Here is a 19,760-nt window from a genome sequence, read left to right as displayed (position 1 = left end):
CGGTGTCGGCCGCCTGGCGCGGCCGCCGGTCAGAACGACTGACCGAGCGCGCGAATGATCAATTCGCTGACATCCACGTGGTCGGGTTGCTTGAGCACCCACATCACGACACGTGCGACGTCGTCCGGCTTCATCATCGCATCGGGCGTCTCGGCCCACAGCGGCGTGTCGACGTGACCGGGCGCGATCACCGACACGCGCACGCCGCTGCCGACGACCTGCTGCCGCAGGCTCTCGGCCAGCCCGGTGACGGCCCATTTCGTGGCGGTGTACAGATTGCCCGGATAGACCTTGCGCCCGGCCGTGCTGCCGGTAAACAGGAAATGCCCGCGCCGTTCCGTCAATGCCGGCAGCGATGCCTTGATCAGCAGCGCGGCGCCCAGCACGTTGGTCATCACCATGTCGCGCCAGCTTTCCGGGTCGCCGGTCAGCAGGTCGCCGCGCGACGAAAACCCGGCATTGGCAAACGCGACGTCCAGCCCGCCGAAGCGATCGATGCAGGCCTGCACCGCGTGTTGCGTCTGTTCCCACGACGCCGCATCGACGATGTCGCCGGTAACGCGCTCGCGTGCCTGCGCATCGAACGAGCCGAGGAAAGCATCCAGCCGCTGGCGCTGGCGACCGGTGACATACACCCGATGCCCTTCGGCCACGGCCAGTCGGGCCGTGGCTTCGCCGATACCGCTCGTGCCGCCGGTAATGAAGATGGTTTTCATGCGTGTCCTCCGATTGAAGTGTGACGGGTTCCGGGCAATCTAACCTGCATCGGGAAGCCGGTTCAATCGGACCAGTCGGATAAGCGGAGGGGCGATCCGCGCGCGCATGCCGGTTTATTTGTGGGGGGTGTGCGCGTCCGACGGGATTCGCGCGTTGCCTGTACAAAATCAGACTCGACTGATTTCCCGAGCGCCGTGCTTCATCGACAATCGGGGGTCTGCGGGTCGGCGCGCCCCCCGAGCGCGCCGGACTTTGAGGTGTGTCCTCTGGCGGCCGGTCATCTCGACCGGTCGCCTTTTTTTATTTCCTGTCCGTTACCGAGGAGCACGATCGCGATGCCGGTCGACCGCCTGATTCCTGAAATTTTGTTCGGCTTCACCGGCCTGATCGGCATCATCAATCCGTTCGGCATGGCGTTCGTGTTTCTCGAACGCACGCAATCGCTGACGGAGGCCGAGCGCGCGACGCTGTCGAAACAGCTCGCGACGAACGTGTTCTTCACGCTGCTCGTGATCTTTTTCATCGGTGCGCCGGTGCTGAACTTCTTCGGGATTTCGATGGAAGCGCTGCGGATCGGCGGCGGCTTCGCGGTGGCCGTGGCCGGCTGGTCGATGCTCAACGCGCCCGACGTGCCGGGCGGCGACAGCGCCGTGCATGGCGACGATCTGCCGAAGCTGATGGCGCGGGCATTTTTCCCGCTCACGGTGCCGCTGACGATCGGCCCCGGCTCGATCGCGGCGGGCATCGCGCTGCATGCGAACCGTGCGCGCACGGTTGCCGACTATCTGGCGTCGGGGGTGGTGTCGGTCGCGGTCGCGGCGCTGGTCGCGTTCGCGATCTGGCAGATCTATCGCCGCGCGACGACGCTTGCGCGCTATCTCGGCAGCGAAGGGACGAAAGTGGCGATGCGGGTGTCGGCGTTCCTGCTGCTCTGCGTGGGCGTGCAGATCATGCTGACGGGGCTGGCGGCGTTCGCACAGACGCTGGGCGGGCAGGCGGGATGAGGCGGGATGAGGGGCTGGCCATGTGGCTCAACGTGACGATCGACGGCGATCTCTTTGCGAAGGCCGTGCAAACGGCCGGACCAGGGGTGAACGAAGCGGACGTGTTGCAGGAGGTCATCAACACGCTGGTGCGTGTCGAGGCCGCCCGACGTCTCGCGGCGCTGGGCGGGACACTGTCCGGCACGGCAGACATTCCACGGCGGCGCCCGGAACCGGAGTCGTCACGCGGTAACGTTGCGTTGCCGGTTCGACTTGCCGCAATCCGGGCATAGCCGTTACAGCAATTTCGCCTGAACGCGCGCGATCCCCTGCTGCGCACAGGCTTCATCGAGATGCCCGCCCGGCGCACCGCCCACACCCACCGCGCCGATCACGTCGTCGCCGGCCTTGATCGGCACGCCGCCGCCCAGCACCAGGAACCCGTCGATGGCCGTCATCTGCGCGGCGGCCGGGTTCTTTTGCAGGTTCGCGGCGAGCGTGCCGGTCGGCGTCTTCGTCGACAGCGCCGTATAGGCCTTGCGCTTCGATGCGTCGACGGTATGCAGCCCCGCGTTGTCGCCACGCAGCACGACGCGTGCGAGACCGCTGCGATCGACCACGGTCACGGCTACGTTGTAGCCGTTGGCGGAGCAGGCCTGCACGGTCTGATGCGCGATTTCGCTGGCGAGGTTCAGCGGCAGGTTCTTTTCCTGAAGGACTTGGGCGGAAGCGGCGGTCGTCAGCGTGGCAGCGGCGAGCGTCACCAGGGTCGATCGAATGATCATGTGAACTCCTTATCGAAATGGCAGAAAGGCGAGCGGTGGATTCACGGTGCGCATCGCGTGTCGTGATGACCGGCGATGCAGCGACCGAACCGCTCGATGCGCCCAGTTTCGATCAGGGGGCGGTGAAGCTGAATAGGACGGGGCTTATTTTTGATTCGGCGTGTCGCTCGCACCGCGCGCCGGCAGCGCGACACCGCAATGCGGGCAGCACGGTTCATCGCCTGTGGCCTGCCGTGCGTTGACACGCGTGCGCTCCAGCGCCGACGCCACCAGCTCCGCGCCCATGATCCCGGTGGGAAACGCGATGATCCCGTAGCCGAGCAGAATCGCGCACGACGTGATGAGCCGGCCGAGCGGCGTATGCGGCGTCAGGTCGCCGTAGCCGGTCGTGCTCATCGTCACGGCCGCCCAGTACACGCCCACCGGAATGCTCGTGATGCCGTTCTCGGGCCCTTCGACGAGAAAGATCACGGTGCCGAGAATCACGGTCAGCACGAACATCCCGCCGATGAACACGAAGATCTTGCGCCGCGCGCGGGTCAGCGCCCGCATCAGCATCTGCCCTTCCTCGAGATAGATCGACAACCCGAGGATGCGGAACACGCGCAACAGCCGGAGCAGCCGCACGTCGATCAGCGCATGCAGGCCGGGGAAGAAGAACGCGAGATAGGTGGGCAGGATCGACACGAGATCGACGATGCCGAAGAAGCTGCGCGCGTAGTGAAGCGGCTTGGGTGCGGATAGCAATCGCACCACGTATTCGACCGTGAACAGCAACGTGAACGCCCATTCGGCCGCATAGAGTGCGTGGCCGTACCGTTCGTGCAGGTCGTGCACGCTGTCGGCCATCACGACGAGCACGCTCGCGACGATCAGGGCGAGCACCACGATGTCGAGGTTGCGGAGGAACGCGGGGCGCCGGGTGCAACGCGCGACGGTGTCGCGCAGCGCGTCGAAGGTGGACTGGAGTGCGGAAATCATGCGCCGGAGTTTACGGATCGCATCCGGCACGGCCAATCGGACGTGTCTGATTTCGGCGTCGCGCTTTCCGCCGCGCGCGATCCGGCCTCACGCGTGCAGCGCATCCATCTGCCGGCGTGCATTCGCCAGCCCGGCCTCGACCCCGTGCGGCTTCATGTCGAGCCCTTCCGCATAGACGAATTCCACGTCCGAGATACCCATCAGGCCGAGCACGGCACGCAGGTACGGCGTGACCGCATCCGTGTCCTGGCCGACGTGCACGCCGCCGCGGGAGCTGAATACGATCGCGCTGATGCCTTCGACGAGCCCCACCGGATAGGTCTCCGTGTACCGGAACGTCACGCGTGCCCGTGCGACGAGGTCGAACCAGTTCTTCAACTGGGTCGGCACGTTGAGGTTGTACATCGGCGCGCCGATCAGCAGCAGGTCGCTACCCTTGAGCTCGGCAATCAGTTCATCGGACAGCACGATCGCCCGTTGCGCGCGCTCGCTCGGATTGGCCGCGCCGCGCAGCGCATGAAACAGCTCGCTGTCGAGCATCGGCAGCTCGGCGTCGACGAGATGGCGCACGATCACGTCGTCGGCATGGCCGTTGGCCCGGCGCTCGGCCAGGAACGTGTCGATCAGCGCACCGGTTTGCGAATGGTTGCCGTTGATGCTCGATTTAAGGACGAGGATGCGTGCCATGCGGGGTGCTCCGTTGCGAAGGTGAGGACTGGAACCGATCCTATCAGCCACCTTTTATCTCCAAAAGCGATAAGATCGACGCACTGTGTAGCGTATTTGTCCTCAATCGCATGCGAAACAACCTGAAGGGCATCGATGTATTCGTCGCCGCGGCGGAAGCGAGCAGCTTTGCGGAAGCCGCGGAGAGGCTGCACATCACGCGGTCCGCGGTCGGCAAGAGCATCGCGCGCCTCGAGGAGCGGCTGGGCGTCGTGCTGTTTCAGCGGACGACGCGCAGCCAGAGCCTGACCGACGAAGGCGCGTTGTTCTACGACCATTGCCTGCGCGCGATGGAGCAGATCCAGGCCGGCGAAGCGCTGCTGGAAACCGGCAAATGGCAGATGAAGGGGCGCCTGCGCGTGTCGATGCCGACGCTCTTCGGTCATCTGTGTGTGGCGCCGATCCTGATCGATCTGGCGAAGGCGCATCCCGAGCTCGATCTCGACCTGTCGTTCAGCGATCGTTCCGTCGACATGGTCGAGGAGCGTTTCGACCTGGCGGTTCGCGTCGGCACGTTGCCGAACAGCAGCGAACTGGTGGCGCGTCCGCTGGGCGAGCACCGGATGGCGTTCTGCGCATCGCCGGCATACCTGAGCCGCTGCGGCGAACCCTCGACCTATGAGGAACTTGAACGGCACAAGGCGCTGGCCTATACGCGTTTCGGCCAGGTGCATCGCTGGCCCGTCATCGTCGACGGTCAGCGGGTGGAATTGCAGCCCGCCGTTCGTTTGCTGTCCGACGACTTGAGCGCGCTGATGGATGCGGCCATTGCGGATCTGGGCGTCGCATGGTTGCCGTACTGGCTGGTGCGTGACGCGTTGCGCAGCGGCACGTTGCGGGAGCTGCTGCCCGATCGGCCGGGCGTGATCTTTCCGATTCACGCAGTGTGGCCCTACACGCTGCATCTTCCGCTGAAAGTCCGGGCCGCCGTCGATGCGCTGCTGGAACATCTGCCGGCGCGGCTGGCCGCGGTCGAGGCACGGATGTGACGAAGCGGTTGCCGCGGTCCTTTGGACGAGACGCGCGTTACTGGCCGAAGCGGTCGGCCACGGCATCCTTCAGCCGCGCGGCGGTGATCTCGCCCATGTGCGATTCGACGAGATTGCCTGTCGCGTCGAAGAAGAGCGTCGTCGGCAGCCCGCGCGAACCGTAGGTTTTCATCGCGTGCAGCGTGCGATCGAGCAGCACGTGATCGAATCGCAGCCCTTTCTGTTCGAGGAACGCGCGCACCGCTTGCGCGTCCTCGCCCTGGTTGACCATCAGTACCGTCATGCCCGGATGATCCTGCTGCGCCTGCGCGAGGATCGGCATTTCGCGCTGGCACGGCGGGCACCACGTGGCCCACAGGTTCACGATGACGGGCTTGCCCGCGAAACGTTGCACCGGCACCGGCGTGGCATCGAGCGCTTCGAGCTGCAACGCGGCAAGCGGCGGCGCACCGTGCTGCAACGTGGCGAGCGTGCCCTGCGCGATGCCCCATGCGGCAACACCGGCGAGCATGCCGGCCATTACCGGGCGACGCAGCGCGGGCAGGCGGCGCAGGCGCCAGCCCGCGAACACGATGCCCGCCGCGAGACCGATGCGCCAGTCGAAGCCGCCGTCGCCGAGCGCGATGATCGAGCGCGGCGCGGCGGCGTATTCATGCCACCACTGCGCGACGTAGCCGATACGCGCGGCGAGCAGGCCGAACAGCAACGCATCGAGGATCAGGCTCGATGCGGTCTTGTGATGTCCGTCCGGCGGGCGACGCTGGATGAAACGGGCGACGAGCCACGCGAGCAGCGCGGCGACGGCTACCGCGACGACGCGGATCGAGAAAGGACCAATGCTCAGCATGAAAGGGCGGGACGTGATCGAGCGGGGCAGGAGAAGGGATTGTCCGCCACGGCGATGACGCCGTCGACGGTGGTGCGGCGATTCGACAGGTTGCCGCGTATGGGGGTTCCCGTCGAGAACGTAACGGCGCGTTGCGGATTCGGTGGAGGCGGCAGGCTCAGGACGCCGTGATTTTCATGCAGGGAGGTTGCAAATCAGACCGGTCTGATGGTCAGCGGAATGGCGTTCATCAACAATACCCAGGCCGGTCCGGAGTGGTGTCCGCCGGCATCCCGAACAGGGATCTCTCCTTGACGGCCGCTCTGCCCCCCGGAGTGGCCGATTTTTTGTCGTCGAGCGTGCGGGCGTGAATGCCTGGTGGCGGTCGGTGGGCGCGGCCGCGACCCGACTCCTGTCGGCTGATCAAACGGAATAGGACCGCTGCCAGATGCGAGCACCGGGCATTCACTCGCGCATTGCACGACGCCGGCCGACAGCCGGCGGGAATCACCCGATGGAGGAGACACATGACGAACCATGACGCGGCACTTCGCACCGCGCACCCCGGCGACACCGCCACGACTGCCTCCGCGGGCCGCTATGTGCAGCTTGCGCTGCTCGTTTGCGCGGCCGGCGCGATCTACCCGATGCTGTACCTGCGCCAGTTCTACCAGGACACGATGCTGGACCTGTTCCAGATCACGCGCACGCAGCTCGGTTATCTCTATTCGGCGCTCGGCACCACCTTCCTCGTCTGTTACCTGCCGAGCGGCTGGCTTGCCGATCGCCTGCCGCCGCGCTGGCTGATCAGCTTCTCGCTCGCCGGCACCGGCGCGCTCGGCTTCTGGTATGCGAATGCGAGCGCACCGTCGTATGCGACGTTGATGGTGATCTTCTGCGGCTGGGGCGTGACGACGGGCCTGACGTTCTGGGCATCCGTGATCAAGCGCGTGAAGACGATCGCGCGGCCGAGCGAGCAGGGCCGGTTCTTCGGGTTTCTCGACGGCGGCCGCGGGTTGATCGAGGCGCTGCTGGCGACTGCGTCGCTCGCGCTGTTCGCGTGGCTCGTCGACACGCGCGGCGTGTCGCACGGCGGCGCGTTCCGGCAGGTGGTCGTCGGTTATTCGGCAGTCTGCATCGCGCTCGGCGCGCTGCTGCTGTTCGTCAAGGATACGGGCGGGGCGGCGGCGCACGATGCGGTGCAGGCGGAGCAAGGCCACCTGGGCCGCGACCTGCTGACGCTCGCGCGCAATCGCCGGCTGTGGGTATTCGCGCTGATCGTGTTCTGCGGCTATCACCTGTCGTGGGCGACCTACAGCATTTCCCCGTATCTGCAGCAGAAGGGCGTCGGCATGTCGATCGTCGCGGCCGGCTTCATCGCGTCGCTGAAGCTGTGGATGCGGCCGATCGGCGGCATCGGCGGCGGCTTCGTCGGCGATCGCATCGGCACGCTGAACGTGCTCGGCGGCGCGCTGTTCTGCGCGGCGCTCGCGTTCATCGGTTTGATCGTGTTTCCGTCGCTCAACCAGATTGCGCTGCTCGTGGGGCGTCGTGGTCGTGATCGGCCTGCTGACGTATGCGGTGCGCGGCCTGTACTGGAGCGTGCTCGAACGCTGCGACGTGCCTGCCCGCATCACGGGGCTCGCGATCGGCATCATCTCGCTGCTCGGCTATTCGCCGGACGTGTTCCTGCCGTTGCTGAACGGCTGGCTGACGACCGCGTATCCGGGCATGCACGGTTATCAGCTGTACTTCGGCTATGTCGCGTGCGTAAGCGTGGTGGGGGGCGGGGCGTGTCTGCTGCTGAAGGGCATGCTGAAGGACGAACACGCCCGCTGAACGTTGCCCCGTTCGATATCCGCTTCGTCGTCGAAGCGGCGCGCGCCGGGGTGACCGCCCGACGAGCCGCGCATGTGCGGCCCGGCGGGCGTCGACGATTACAGCTTCTTCGCCTGCGCGGCGTCTGCCTGTTGTTGCGCGTCAGCCGCCGGTTCGAGCGTCGTCAGCGTCTTCTCGGTGAATTTCTCGTAGAGCCAGTTCATGCGCGTATCGTCCATGCCGCCGGCGATACCACCGAGCGCATATGAAGCCGACACCTTGAAGCGGTCGACCTGATGATTGTCGGCGTCGACAAGCGTCACGGTGCCATCGACATGATCGTTGCCCGCCATGAAGCCGAACATGACGGCCGAGAAGCTCGAGCGCACGCGAATGCCGGTGACTTCCACGTTCAGGTGCATTGCATCGGTCGAATCCGCCTTTGCCAGCAGCTTGCGTGCGGCCAGTGCGCTTTCGATTTTCCCTTTCAGGTTCTCGGGGCTGAATTTCAGGTTGTCTTTCAGCGCTTCCTGCGCGGCATTGTCGAGCGTGACTTGCACGATCACGGGCTTCGAGCCGAATTTGGGCGTCGATGCCGTTGCGATGGCCCCCGCCTGATCACTGGCGTCGCGTGTCACGCTGCTCGCGCAGCCCGACAGGAAGCCGATCGTTACCAGTGCCAGCGCGGCATGACGGAATACAGATTTCATGATTTGGTCTTTTTTAGTTCGGGTTATTTGAGATGGCTCTGTGGCCGGGCGGGAATTTAACACCGGACGATTCGATTCAAAAGGTCGAATAGATCGAAAATCGAATCGGCATGGCTTCATCGCCGCGTTTGGCATGCATGAAAGAGCCGGCGACTGCGCGGCGAAAGATTTCTCACACCCGTGATCGGGTCTTGCCGTCGCGGCGCGGGTCGCCGCGGTCACTCATTGCCCCGTGCCGGACACCGCGTCGCCGAGCCGATATGCCGTGAAGAACTCATACCAAGGTGACCCTTCCCCGACCGGCACATTGAGCGCCACCGTCCGCCGCTTCAACGCGCCGAACACGTCGTTGATCCGCGCCGTCTGCCCCGCATCGTTGAACGGATAAGGCCGCGCCCGGCCGGCAGCAAATGCGCCGTACGCGATCGCAAGCAGCCGCGCGCTGTCGTCGGTCGACGCGATCGAGCCGTTGACCACTTCCGCGAAGCGCGGCCGGTCTTCCGCACGTGATCCGGACAGGCACAGGAACACGATCGCCGACAGTTCGTGCAGATCCTTCACGCGTAGCAGGCCCGGCAGCCGCGCGACGATCTTCTCGACCGGCTCGTCGCGCAGTGCATCGCTGAAGTCGAGCACGGCGGTCATTGAATTCGTGTCCGCTTTCAGGCGATCGAGCGGCGCTGGTGCGGCCGGTGCGTTGGCATCGTCCGACGACGCTGCCGAAGCGACCCGCAACGCATCGGCCACCTGCTGCGTCCATTCCGGAAAGATCATCCGCACGTTGCCGAATTGCTCGCCGCCTTCCGCGGCCGGATTCCAGCGATACACGATCGTGCCGCCGCGAATGAACGGCGAATACAGGTGCTCGGGTGTTTGCGGCAGCGGCCGCCGGTTGATCGGCAGCCACGCGAGCGTCAGCCAGTCGTAGCGGCCGGTGGCGGGCACGGAGGGGCTCGAACTCGCAATGACCTGCCACGTGCCGCGATTCACATAGCGGCGTCGTGCGTCGGGCACCGGGACGGTCCGGCCTTTCGCGGTGTCGAAGTACGTCGTGCCGGTCACGTTGGTGCCGCTGTCCGCGGCCGGCGTGACGGTGGAGATGACCCACGATGTACCGTCCGTCCCACGGTAGTCGGACGGCTTGAGCGTCGCGACGTCGTGCACCATGCGCGTTTCGGCCGCGACGGGGCTCGGGGGGAGATTGGCGGGCGCGGCCAGGATGCTCGGCATCGGATGTCCTCGGAATCGGGTGCGCATCGTCGAACGACGGCGACGTGCAACGGCGCAGATTGTTTTATGTCACTGTAGAACGTCGCAGCCGGAAACGGAAACCGGTTGCACGGCTCACCCGCCGACGCGTTCCGCCGCTTCGGCTTACCATGCGCAACCTGAGCCAACGACGCACACCGGGCGGGAGCGCACATGACCGACACGACAGCCATCACCGAACACTGGACGCAGGTCGCCGACCAATGGATCGGCTGGGCCGGCAAGCCGGGGCACGACGCGTTCTGGAAATACCGCGCGGGGCTCGCGGCCTATATTGGCCGCGACACCGGCCGCGCGCTGGAGATCGGCTGCGGCGAAGGCCGCGTGAGCCGCGAGCTGAAGGCGCTCGGCTACGACGTGACCGCGACCGACGTGGTGCCCGCGATGCTCGACGCCGCGCGTCACGCGGATTCCGCGCATCGCTACCAGCTGGCCGACGCGGCGTCGCTGCCGTTCGACGCGGCCAGCTTCGATCTCGTGATGGCGTACAACGTGCTGATGGATCTCGACGACATGCAGCGCGCGTTGAACGAGGCGCGCCGCGTGCTGAAGCCGGGCGTGACGCTGTTCATCTCGCTCGTGCATCCGTTCCGCGATCGCGGCGGCTTCGCGGGGCCGCAGCCCGATGCGCCGTTCGTGCTGAAGGGCAGCTATTTCGGGCGCGAGCATTTCGATGGGGTGGAAACGCGCGACGGGCTGTCGATGCACTTCGCCGGCTGGTCGCTGCCGCTGCAGGCGTACATGGAGGCGCTGGAAGCGGCCGGGTTCGCGATCGTGTCGCTGCGCGAGCCGCCGCCCGACCATGCCGATACGGATCAGTTGAAGCAGTGGGCGCGCGTGCCGCTGTTTCTGTGGATCAAGGCGCGGCCGGTGGCTTGATTGGGTAGCTCCGCGAGCGCAAAAATCGACCGAAAGGATGGTCTTGTATCCCAGGGGCTACCCAGTTTGCCGAAGCGGCTGTTTCCGGAAGCGATCGTAGTCTTCAATCGGGCGGGGCCATCCATGCCATGGCGCGGCCCCTGTTTCGCCGTTCCGCTCAGCGCGACAGCTCCTTCCGATAGAGCACGGCCCCCGGCTTGGCCGCGACGGTGTCGTAGAGCCGCATCGCCGTGTGATTCGTTTCGTGCGTCTGCCAGTACACGCGTTCGGCGCGATGCGCACGCGCGGCGTCGTACACGGCTTCGATCAGCGCGCGGCCGACGCCCTTGCCGCGCTCGCTGTCGAGCGTGAACAGGTCCTGCAGGTAGCAGGTCGGCCCGATATGCGTCGTGCTGCGGTGATACAGGAAATGCACGAGGCCGACGAGCCTGTCGTCGCGCTCGGCGACGAGCGCGTGCACGGGTTCGTAACCGTCGAAGAAGCGCGACCACGTGAGTTGGGTGACCCGCAGCGGCAGCGCCGTGTCGTCGAAGCGGCCATAGAAGCGGTTATAGCCGTCCCACAACGGCAGCCACTGGTCGTAGTCGTGTTCCGTGACCGCGCGTACGGTCAGTTCGGTTTCGTTGGCGTTCATGTTGGCGGACCTGTCGATGAGAAAAGTGGGCGCCGCCGATTCGGCCGGCGCGTCGCAGGTCTCCACGATAGGAAGTTCGCGGCCCCATGGGTAGGCCCAGGATGGTGGCATTTCATGGTGCCACGATCCGCCAAACTCTCATGACGCTTGCCGTCGGCCAGAACCCGCGGCGATCATGCCAACTGCGCTTGGGCTGGCGGGTTCAATCCCCGCGCATCCCCGAGCAGTGGGCTTTCTTCCGCGCGACACCCGCCGCCATGCCGCCCCACACGCCACCACGCCACGCCTGTCACTCTGTTAGACTTTTTCGCCCATCGCCGCCATCCGGGCTGCGCCGTGCCCGGTTCATCCCGCCATGAACGACACCCGTGCGTCGCATCCGATCACCGAGGTCCTGCGGGCCTACTGGAAGGCCGATCGCCTGATGTTGCTGACGGTCGTGGCGGTCGTCCTCCTGTCGAGCGCGAGTGCGGTTGCCGCGCCCTATCTGTTCTCGCGCCTGATCGATGCGCTGTCGCACCGCGGCGTGGTCCACGCGCTGATCCCGGGCTTCGTGCTTTACGCGGTGCTGCTGGGCCTGTCCAGCGCGCTGCAACGCGTGGTGCAGTACCTGGCGTTCATGAGCGCGGAGAATCTGGGCTTCATCACCAGCACGCGCTTTTTCGAACGCATCCTGAAGAAGACCACCGCGTTCTTCGTCGAGCACAATCCCGCCGAAATCCAGAACGCGAACCAGCGCGGCAGCCGGGCGCTGTCGGTGATCGTGCAACTGAGCCTGATGGACCTGATTCCCGGCACGCTGCAGATCGTGCTGACGCTCGTCACGCTCGGCGCACTGATCAACGTCGAGGTCGTGGCCATCACCGCCGCCTACGGTGCGGTCGCGGTGACGATCGCGATCGTCGGCGCGCGGCGCTCGCGCGCGTTCCTCGATCGCGCGATCGAGGCCGGGCAGGAGAATGCGCGCTTCGTCGGCGGCGCGATCAACGCGATGGAGACGCTCCGGCATTTCGGCAGCCATCGCTGGATGAACGAACGTTTCTCGGAGAAGGCGCGTGTCGTGCGCGACAGCTGGCGTTCGTATGTGCTGCAGCACGTCCGCTATCTCGCGGTGCTGGGGCTCGGCCTCGCGATCCAGTTCGCGGTGACGTTCTGGCTGCTGCTGCCGCGCCATGCGGCGGGCGCGCTGTCGATCGGCGACATCGTACTGTTCAACACGTTGCTGCTGCAACTGAACCAGCCGTTCGACATGATCGCGCGCGCCGTCGACGAGTGCGCACGCTCCGGCTCGGCGCTCGTGCCGTTCGTGGCGCTGTGGACGGCACCCGAGGAGCGGCAGGTGTCGCACGCGTCGGCGTTCGCGCCGCGCGACGGGCGCATCGTGTTCGACCGCGTCGCCTATGCGTACGACAACGGCCGCGGCGTGACCGACGTCGACTTCGTCGCCGAACGGGGGGCGATCACGTTCCTCGTCGGCGAAACCGGCGCGGGGAAATCCACCGTCTTCAAGCTCGCGCTGAAGTCGATCGAGCCGACCGGCGGGCGCATTCTCGTTGACGGCGTCGATCTCGCGGAGATCGATCGGGCCGACTGGTACGGCGCGGTGGCCGTCGTGCCGCAGGATGTCGTGCTGCTGAACGAAAGCCTGGAAGACAACATCCTGCTCGGCCGGCCGCGCGATGCGCAACGTCTGCGTGAAGCCGCGGCGAAGGCGACGATCCTGACGTTCATCGAGAGCGTGCCGGACGGCTTCCGCACGACGGTGGGCGAGCGTGGGTTGAAGCTGTCCGGCGGCGAGCGACAGCGCATCGCGATCGCCCGTGCGCTGTATGGCGAGCCGACCGTGCTGTTCCTCGACGAAGCGAGTTCCGCGCTCGACGAAGCCACCGAGCGCGACATCATGGAACACGTGCGGCTGCTGGCCCGCGACGTCACGGTCGTGGCGATCACGCATCGGCGCTCGGTCATCGGGCCGGCCGACAAGGTCGTGCGGCTCGGCGACGCGCGTGTGCCTGCGTAGCGCCGCACGGTCCCATTCGCAGGCTCCGCCGGCCGTCGGCGCTTACCCGCGCAGCGGCGGATTGAGTTGCGCAAACGCCTGCTGACGGCGATACGGAAAGTACGGATAAGGCGCTTCCACCGCGCTCGCCGCATCGAGCTTCGCGACCTGCGCGTCGGTCAGCGCCCAGCCGACCGCGCCGAGGTTCTGCCGCAGTTGTTCCTCGTTGCGCGCGCCGATGATCACCGACGACACCGTCGGGCGCTGCAGCAGCCAGTTCAGCGCGATCTGCGGCGCGGTCTTGCCGGTTTCCTCGGCGATCGCGTCGAGCGCATCGACCACGTCGTACAGGCGCGCATCGTCGACCGGCGGCCCGAAGCTGGCCGTTTCATGCAGGCGGCTGCCTTCGGGCAGCGGCGTGTTGCGCCGGATCTTGCCGGTGAGCCGGCCCCAGCCGAGCGGGCTCCAGACGAGTGCGCCGAGCCCCTGGTCGGCGCCGAGCGGCATCAGGTCCCACTCGTAGTCGCGGCCGACGAGCGAGTAGTAGACCTGGTTCGCCACGTAGCGCGACCAGCCGTGCCGGTCCGCCACCGCCAGCGACTTCATGATCTGCCACCCCGCGAAGTTCGATACGCCGATGTAGCGCAGCTTGCCCGCGCGCACGAGATCGTCGAGCGTCAACATCACTTCCTCGACCGGCGTGCTCGCATCGAACGCGTGGAGTTGCAGCAGGTCGATGTAGTCGGTGTCGAGGCGGCGCAGCGCGTCGTCGACGGCGCGGACCAGCCGCGCGCGCGACGTGCCCGCGTCGTTCGGGCCGCTGCCGGTCGGCAGGCCCGTCTTCGTCGAGATCAGCACCTGGTCGCGACGTCCGTTGATCGCAGCGCCGAGCACGCGCTCGGATTCGCCGTCCGAATACACGTCGGCCGTGTCGAACAGGTTCACGCCGGCTTCGAGGCAGATGTCGATCAGGCGGCGCGCTTCGTCGACGCCCGTGTTGCCCCAGGCGCTGAACAGCGGCCCGGTGCCGCCGAACGTGCCGGCGCCGAAGCTCAGGGCGGGAACCTTGAGGCCGGAGCGGCCGAGGGTGCGGTATTCCATGGCGGATTTTCCTTTGGGGTGATCGACGGGTCGAGGGGCGGCCGCGAGGCGACGCATTGGCACACTGTATCGCTTGCGGATATTTCGGATAATTGGGCAGACTTCGAAAATATCGTTCGGAAGGGGCGAATAATGCTGCTCGACAATCTCGCGCTGTTCCTGCGCATTGTGGAGAAGGGCGGCCTGGCCGCGGCGGGCCGCGAGTTCGGGCTGTCGCCGGCCACCGTGTCCGAGCGGCTGGCTGCGCTCGAGCGCCACTACGGCGCGGCGCTGCTCATGCGCACGACGCGCGCGATCAGCCTGACCGACGAAGGCCGCACGCTCGTCGACGGCGCGCGGCGCCTGCTGGCCGAAGCCGACGAACTCGAAGGCCGCGTGCGGCTCGGCGTGCAGACCTTGTCGGGCCCCGTGCGCCTGAGTGCGCCGGCCGATCTCGGGCGCGAGCGCGTGGTGCCCGTCGTCGACGCGTTTCTGGCCGAGCATCCGGGCGTTACGGTCGATCTGCATCTCGGTGACGGCTACGTGGATGTCGTCGGGCAGGGGCTCGATTTCGCGATCCGTCGCGGGCTGCTCGCCGACAGTTCGCTGCGCAGCCGTTCGCTCGGCCGTGCGCGGCGCGTGGTGTGCGCGTCGCCCGCGTATCTCGCGGCGCAAGGCACGCCGCAACATCCGGACGATCTTGCCGCGCACGACTGCATCGTGATGCGCTTCGGGCAGGACCTGTATGCCGAATGGCCGTTCAGCATCGATGGCGAACCCCGGCGCGTGACGGTGCGCGGCCGGCGGGTGGCCAACGACGGCGCACTCGTGCGCGCGTGGTGCATTGCGGGGCACGGCGTTGCGCTGAAGTCGCTGGTCGACGTCGAGCAGGATCTGGCCTCCGGCGCGCTTGTCGAAGTCCTGCGCGCGTTCTCGCCGGGCGACGTCGACTTGCAGATCGTCTATCCGGGCAACGCGGTGCAGCCGCGGCGGGTGCGGGCGCTGATCGAACGGCTGGCGCAGGCGCTGGCGGCGTGAACGTGTTGGATGTAATTGCGTCGGACTCGACGTGACGACGCCAATTTCGTGCCCTTCGGGTGGTCATTGTGGCGAGTTCGCTTCGGCAACGGCGAAACTCGGCATGGGTTGTCCTCGGAATCGGATGCGCGTGATTGAACGGAAACGATTCTTCCTGCCAGAGGACCTTGCCGCCGGAAACGTAACTCGTACGTAGGCGCAAGAGTCATCGACGAAGAAGACGCGCACGGGGCCGGATCAACCGGGGCGGGCAATGCCGCGCAATCTCATTTATTGTAGTAACATACCTACATTGATTGGTTTGAGGAGCCCATGATGACCATCACAACGCTCTCGAGTCGCGAACTTAACCAGGATGTGACCAAAGCGAAGAAGGCAGCAAAGGATGGCCCGGTGTTCATTACGGATCGTGGCAGGCCTGCCCATGTGCTGCTGAGTTTCGAGGAATACCAGCGTCTCACGCAGCAACGGCGCAACATTGCCGACGCGTTGGCCATGCCCGGTGTCGAGGACATCGAGTTTGAGCCTCCGCGCGCGGAGATCGGTATCAAAAAGGTTGATTTTTGATGATGTTCGTCCTCGATACCAACGTTGTTTCGGAACTCAGGAAGGTGCGAACCGGCAAGGCAGACAAAGGTCTGGTGGCCTGGAGTTCAACCGTCGACGCACCCACGCTTTTTGTCTCGGCAATCACGATCATGGAGCTGGAGACAGGCGTCTTGCAAATCGAACGCCGGGACACGGCTCAAGGTGCGCTTCTGCGGGCATGGCTTGACGGGCATGTCCTGCCGGAGTTCGCGGGTCGCGTGCTGCCGGTTGATACTGCGGTCGCACAACGATGCGCACGACTCCATGTACCGGATCGGCGGTCGGAGCGGGACGCACTCATTGCCGCAACGGCGCTCGTGCATGGCATGACCGTCGTGACGCGCAATGTCGCCGATTTTGTTGAAACCGGCGTTCCTATCGTTAATCCGTGGGATTGAGCTAGCGAACCCTCCCTCTCGAACAATGAAACGGGCGCGGGTTCGTTGACAGACCGCGCATGCATTTCACGGTAACGCTTCCGCGCACCCCTTGCATCCCCCGCACTGGCGGATGGGCCGGGCCAACGGATAGTGCATTGCGCGGCCGCTCGCTCGGCCGTGCGCGGCGCGTGGTGTGCGCGCCGCACACGGCAGGCAGGCGCGTCGGGACGATCCTGCCGCACATGACGGATCGCAATGCGTTTCGGGCCCGACTTGTATGCGGAATGGCCGCTCGGCATTGACGGCGAGCTGAAGCGTGTTCCCGGCGCTGTGTGCAACGCGTTGCAGCGGCGCGCTTGCCGCGATCGCATCCGGTGCCGATACGGCGGCCCAATACACCCCAGCGTCAGCTCAAGTCGCCCTTCGAACCAATTGCACACATTTCGTCATTTAGCTAATATTCAAAACGTTAAATGAAACCGAACCCATGGACGACGTCACCCGTATCAGCGCACTGGCCAACGAAAGCCGCCTGGCCGTGATGCGCTGGCTCAAGCAGCCGCGCGAGCATTTCCCGCCGCAGCCGCACGGCGATGTCGACGAACTCGGCGTGTGCTGCACGTACATCACCGAGAAGCTCGGCATCGCGCCGGCCACGACCACGCGCCACATGCGCATCCTCGCGGATGCGGGGCTCGTGCAGGCGACCCGCGTCGGCAAGTTCACGTACTACAAGCGGATCGACGGCGCGCTGCAGCAGCTCGGCCGCGATCTCTCGCAACTCTGACTCACACCGAGGCAACCGACATGGACGAACTTGCATTGCTGGCCGACGCCGACCGGCGCGCACACGCGTATCTGGCCGCGACGAACGAGCGGCGCGCGTTTCCCGACGCGGCCGCCTTGGCCGGCCTGGCGTCGTTCGATGAGCCGCTGCCCGATACGGGCGGCCCGGCCAACGATGTGCTGCGCCTGCTCGACGAGCGCGGCACCCCCGCGACCGTCGCGTCGAACGGCCCGAACTACTTCGGCTTCGTGATCGGCGCCACGCTGCCGGCCGCGGCGGCGGCCGAGCGGTTGATGCTCGCGTGGGACCAGTGCGCATCGTCCTATGCGAATTCGCCGGTGGCCGCGACGATCGAGCGCCAGGCCGCGCGCTGGGTCGTCGACGTGCTCGGGTTGCCCGAAGGCAGCGCGGTCGGTTTCGGCACGAGCGCGACGGCCTGCACGCTCGTCGCGCTGGTGGCCGCGCGGCGCGCGCTGCTCGCGCGCAAGGGCTGGGACGTCGATGCGGATGGCCTGATCGGCGCGCCCGAAGTGAAGGTCGTGATCTCCGAGCTGGCGCACATCACGGTGAAGAAGGCGCTGCGCGTGCTCGGTTTCGGGATGAAGCGCCTCATCGTCGCACCGGTCGACGCGCATGGCCGAATCGACCCGGCGCAGTTGCCGGCGCTCGACGACATGACGATCCTTTGCGTGCAGGCCGGCGAAGTGAACACGGGCGAGTTCGATCCGTTCGCGGCGCTGATTCCGCCCGCGAAGGCGGCCGGTGCGTGGGTACACGTCGACGGCGCGTTCGGCCTGTGGGCCCGCGCATCGTCGAAGCGCGCGCTGACGGACGGCATCGACGGCGCGGACAGCTGGACCACCGACGGCCACAAGTGGCTCAACACGCCGTATGACGGCGCGATGGTGATCTGCCGCGACGCGGCTGCGCTCGCGACCGCGATGAACAGCGACGCCGTGTACCTGAGCGGCGCGCAGGACGCGCAGAAGAACCTAAACCTCGAGTTCTCGCGGCGCGCGCGCGGCATTCCCGTGTGGGCTGCATTGCGTTCGCTCGGCCGCGCCGGTGTGGCCGCGATGGTCGAGCGGCATTGCGCGCAGGCGGCGCGCGTTGCGGACGGCCTGCGTGCCGCCGGCTACGACGTGCTGAACCGCGTCGTGCTGAACCAGGTGCTCGTGCGCGCCGGCACCGACGACGAAACGGCGGCGATCCTCGCGGCCGCGCAGGCGTCGGGTGACGTGTGGTTCGGCGCGACGGTGTGGCAGGGGCGGCCGGCGTTCCGGATCAGCGTGTCGTCGTGGCGCACCGAAGATGCACACATCGATCGTCTCGTGGCTTTGCTGACGGAGCTACGCGGCGTGCACGTGCGCTGAGCGACGAAGGCAACGGCAGCGGCAACGGCGCGCGGAGGCTCACTCACGCGCGCCGCGTTCATCGGGAAGCCGCAGCCGGCGCGGATGATGCGGCGCTCGGCCGCGATCGGCGTGCTTACGGCCGCAAACGGCGTCGTGTTGCTGTACTGGGGGGCGGTTGCCGGGCGGCCCGACCGCGATCACGTCGTCCGGCGGCACGCCGTTCCAGATGAACGGCGTGTTCGAACTGTTCTTCGCGGTGCTGCTGCTGTGGGGCGTGATGCGTGAGCGCCATGCGCTCGTCAAGGAGTGGAGCCTGTTCGCCGTGCTCTGCGTGCTGGCGACGTTCGAAGCAGAGGTGAAGAGCGGGCAACGTGGCGGTGCGTCCCGATCACGACGTGCCACCTGTCGTTGTTCCGTCGAACCGCGCCCTTGCGCGCAGAAAAATATCGGACAATGGCGGGCACGCGCGCCATGCCGGCCTGGGTGGCTCGCTCGATCGAAGCATGACGCCAACGAGAGAACTCCCCCATGTCGACCCATTCCCCCCGGGAACTGCTGAAGGCCGCCGATATTGCGAAGATGGAACCGACGCGCGCGGTGCATTCGCTGAATCCCAATGCCGTTCGCTTCAAGCGACAACTCAGCGACCTGACCGGCCTGACGCAATTCGGTGTCCACCTGCTCACGCTGATGCCCGGTCACGAATCGGCCGAGTATCACCGTCACCTGTACGAAGAAGAGTTCGTGTACGTGCTGTCCGGCACGGGCGCGGTCACGATCGGCGAGTGCACCGAGGCAATCGGACCCGGCGATTTCCTGGGCTTTCCGCGCGGCGGTGAGGCGCATACGGTGCAGAACACCGGCGATGCGCCGCTGGAGCTGCTCGTGGGCGGGCAGCGGCTCGAACACGACGTCTGCGAGTATCCGCGACTCGGCAAGCGGCTTTATGTCGCCGGTGAGCTCGAAGACTATGTCGATCTGCCGAAGCAGCCTTGATGGCCAATCGTGCATTCAGTACCCCCATTCCACATAAAAACCGAATCAATTGCATTTTGTTTAGATAAACAAAATAAAAATTCGTAAAAACACGGGGTAGAGGAAGCGCGTTTATTTGGGCACGCTTGTGCCCATTATCGGGTCCTGGGCGCCGGTATTTCGACATGCCGGCGCGTCTTTTTCCAGGTGCGCGAATACGGAAATAAGTACACGCACCCGG

Annotated in this window: 20 protein-coding genes and 2 pseudogenes; 13 read left to right on the top strand and 9 right to left on the bottom strand. The window is 66.1% G+C overall.

The genetic code is table 11. From position 1 onward, the window contains the following. Positions 1-29: 29 nt before the first annotated feature. Positions 30-716 (bottom strand): SDR family oxidoreductase, encoded by a 687-nt coding sequence (locus tag CFB34_RS02945; protein ID WP_089443563.1) that lies wholly within the window; start codon positions 714-716, stop codon positions 30-32. 336 nt (positions 717-1,052) lie between these two features. Here CFB34_RS02945 and CFB34_RS02940 point away from each other — a divergent pair, with 336 nt between their 5' ends. Further along, positions 1,053-1,721 carry an NAAT family transporter gene (locus CFB34_RS02940; RefSeq protein ID WP_089443562.1) on the top strand — a complete coding sequence of 223 codons (669 nt, stop codon included), beginning with the start codon at positions 1,053-1,055 and terminating at the stop codon, positions 1,719-1,721. A gap of 20 nt (positions 1,722-1,741) precedes the next feature. Then, positions 1,742-1,993 carry a hypothetical protein gene (locus CFB34_RS02935; RefSeq protein ID WP_089443769.1) on the top strand — a complete coding sequence of 84 codons (252 nt, stop codon included), beginning with the start codon at positions 1,742-1,744 and terminating at the stop codon, positions 1,991-1,993. Positions 1,994-1,996: 3 nt separating this feature from the next. On the opposite strand, the gene CFB34_RS02930 is transcribed toward CFB34_RS02935, so the two are convergent. The 3 genes from CFB34_RS02930 to CFB34_RS02920 all read right to left on the bottom strand — a co-directional run bounded on the left by CFB34_RS02930 (position 1,997) and on the right by CFB34_RS02920 (position 4,153). Beyond that, entirely contained in the window at positions 1,997-2,485 is a 489-nt protein-coding gene (locus CFB34_RS02930) for a heme-binding protein (protein ID WP_089443561.1), read from the bottom strand. Positions 2,486-2,629: 144 nt separating this feature from the next. After that, positions 2,630-3,466 carry an ion transporter gene (locus CFB34_RS02925; protein ID WP_089443560.1) on the bottom strand — a complete coding sequence of 279 codons (837 nt, stop codon included), beginning with the start codon at positions 3,464-3,466 and terminating at the stop codon, positions 2,630-2,632. An 87-nt stretch (positions 3,467-3,553) separates the two neighbouring features. Further along, positions 3,554-4,153 (bottom strand): NAD(P)H-dependent oxidoreductase, encoded by a 600-nt coding sequence (locus tag CFB34_RS02920; RefSeq protein WP_089443559.1) that lies wholly within the window; start codon positions 4,151-4,153, stop codon positions 3,554-3,556. A 110-nt stretch (positions 4,154-4,263) separates the two neighbouring features. Here CFB34_RS02920 and CFB34_RS02915 point away from each other — a divergent pair, with 110 nt between their 5' ends. Next, complete coding sequence (locus CFB34_RS02915) at positions 4,264-5,181, top strand: LysR family transcriptional regulator (RefSeq protein WP_089443558.1); 918 nt, start codon at positions 4,264-4,266, stop codon at positions 5,179-5,181. A 37-nt stretch (positions 5,182-5,218) separates the two neighbouring features. Here the strand turns inward: CFB34_RS02915 and CFB34_RS02910 are convergent, their stop codons facing one another. Beyond that, positions 5,219-6,028 (bottom strand): TlpA disulfide reductase family protein, encoded by an 810-nt coding sequence (locus CFB34_RS02910; RefSeq protein ID WP_089443557.1) that lies wholly within the window; start codon positions 6,026-6,028, stop codon positions 5,219-5,221. Between the two features lie 626 nt (positions 6,029-6,654). Between CFB34_RS02910 and CFB34_RS02905 the strand changes: the two are divergent. Then, positions 6,655-7,846 (top strand): annotated as a pseudogene (locus tag CFB34_RS02905) (MFS transporter). A gap of 98 nt (positions 7,847-7,944) precedes the next feature. On the opposite strand, the gene CFB34_RS02900 reads toward CFB34_RS02905, so the two are convergent. Next, entirely contained in the window at positions 7,945-8,535 is a 591-nt protein-coding gene (locus CFB34_RS02900) for a DUF4410 domain-containing protein (RefSeq protein WP_069250552.1), read from the bottom strand. A gap of 222 nt (positions 8,536-8,757) precedes the next feature. After that, a complete protein-coding gene (locus CFB34_RS02895; protein WP_089443556.1) occupies positions 8,758-9,765 on the bottom strand; it encodes a hypothetical protein in 1,008 nt (335 codons plus the stop codon). Between the two features lie 192 nt (positions 9,766-9,957). Between CFB34_RS02895 and CFB34_RS02890 the strand changes: the two genes are divergently transcribed. Then, complete coding sequence (locus CFB34_RS02890; RefSeq protein ID WP_089443555.1) at positions 9,958-10,683, top strand: class I SAM-dependent methyltransferase; 726 nt, start codon at positions 9,958-9,960, stop codon at positions 10,681-10,683. Between the two features lie 157 nt (positions 10,684-10,840). On the opposite strand, the gene CFB34_RS02885 is transcribed toward CFB34_RS02890, so the two are convergent. Continuing rightward, positions 10,841-11,317: a GNAT family N-acetyltransferase gene (locus CFB34_RS02885; RefSeq protein WP_089443554.1), complete on the bottom strand. Its 477-nt coding sequence runs from the start codon at positions 11,315-11,317 to the stop codon at positions 10,841-10,843. Between the two features lie 355 nt (positions 11,318-11,672). On the opposite strand from CFB34_RS02885, the gene CFB34_RS02880 reads away from it, so the two are divergent. Further along, positions 11,673-13,337 carry an ABC transporter ATP-binding protein gene (locus CFB34_RS02880; RefSeq protein ID WP_089443553.1) on the top strand — a complete coding sequence of 555 codons (1,665 nt, stop codon included), beginning with the start codon at positions 11,673-11,675 and terminating at the stop codon, positions 13,335-13,337. 42 nt (positions 13,338-13,379) lie between these two features. Here CFB34_RS02880 and CFB34_RS02875 read toward each other — a convergent pair whose 3' ends face one another. Further along, complete coding sequence (locus CFB34_RS02875) at positions 13,380-14,417, bottom strand: aldo/keto reductase (protein ID WP_089443552.1); 1,038 nt, start codon at positions 14,415-14,417, stop codon at positions 13,380-13,382. Positions 14,418-14,549: 132 nt separating this feature from the next. Between CFB34_RS02875 and CFB34_RS02870 the strand changes: the two genes are divergently transcribed. From CFB34_RS02870 to CFB34_RS02845, 7 genes and pseudogenes are all read left to right on the top strand, one after another. After that, on the top strand, positions 14,550-15,434 hold the full coding sequence (locus tag CFB34_RS02870) for a LysR family transcriptional regulator (protein ID WP_089443551.1): 885 nt from the start codon (positions 14,550-14,552) through the stop codon (positions 15,432-15,434). 315 nt (positions 15,435-15,749) lie between these two features. Then, a complete protein-coding gene (locus CFB34_RS02865; RefSeq protein ID WP_089429196.1) occupies positions 15,750-16,001 on the top strand; it encodes a type II toxin-antitoxin system Phd/YefM family antitoxin in 252 nt (83 codons plus the stop codon). Continuing rightward, complete coding sequence (locus tag CFB34_RS02860) at positions 16,001-16,420, top strand: type II toxin-antitoxin system VapC family toxin (protein ID WP_174975468.1); 420 nt, start codon at positions 16,001-16,003, stop codon at positions 16,418-16,420. The genes CFB34_RS02865 and CFB34_RS02860 overlap by 1 nt, the downstream gene beginning before the upstream one ends. 128 nt (positions 16,421-16,548) lie before the next feature. After that, positions 16,549-16,723: pseudogene (locus CFB34_RS39170) on the top strand (LysR family transcriptional regulator); the annotation flags it as partial. 166 nt (positions 16,724-16,889) lie between these two features. Further along, positions 16,890-17,189 (top strand): helix-turn-helix domain-containing protein, encoded by a 300-nt coding sequence (locus CFB34_RS02855; RefSeq protein ID WP_089443550.1) that lies wholly within the window; start codon positions 16,890-16,892, stop codon positions 17,187-17,189. Between the two features lie 20 nt (positions 17,190-17,209). After that, positions 17,210-18,562, top strand: a complete 1,353-nt coding sequence (locus CFB34_RS02850) for an aminotransferase class V-fold PLP-dependent enzyme (protein WP_089443549.1) — start codon at positions 17,210-17,212, stop codon at positions 18,560-18,562. A gap of 510 nt (positions 18,563-19,072) precedes the next feature. Next, positions 19,073-19,540 (top strand): cupin domain-containing protein, encoded by a 468-nt coding sequence (locus CFB34_RS02845; RefSeq protein WP_039369713.1) that lies wholly within the window; start codon positions 19,073-19,075, stop codon positions 19,538-19,540. Positions 19,541-19,760 lie beyond the last annotated feature (220 nt).

The organism is Burkholderia sp. HI4860 (assembly GCF_002223045.2).
GTDB lineage: Bacteria > Pseudomonadota > Gammaproteobacteria > Burkholderiales > Burkholderiaceae > Burkholderia.
The sequence above is the reverse complement of the archived record's forward strand: the minus strand, read 5'-3'. Positions and strand labels throughout refer to the sequence as shown.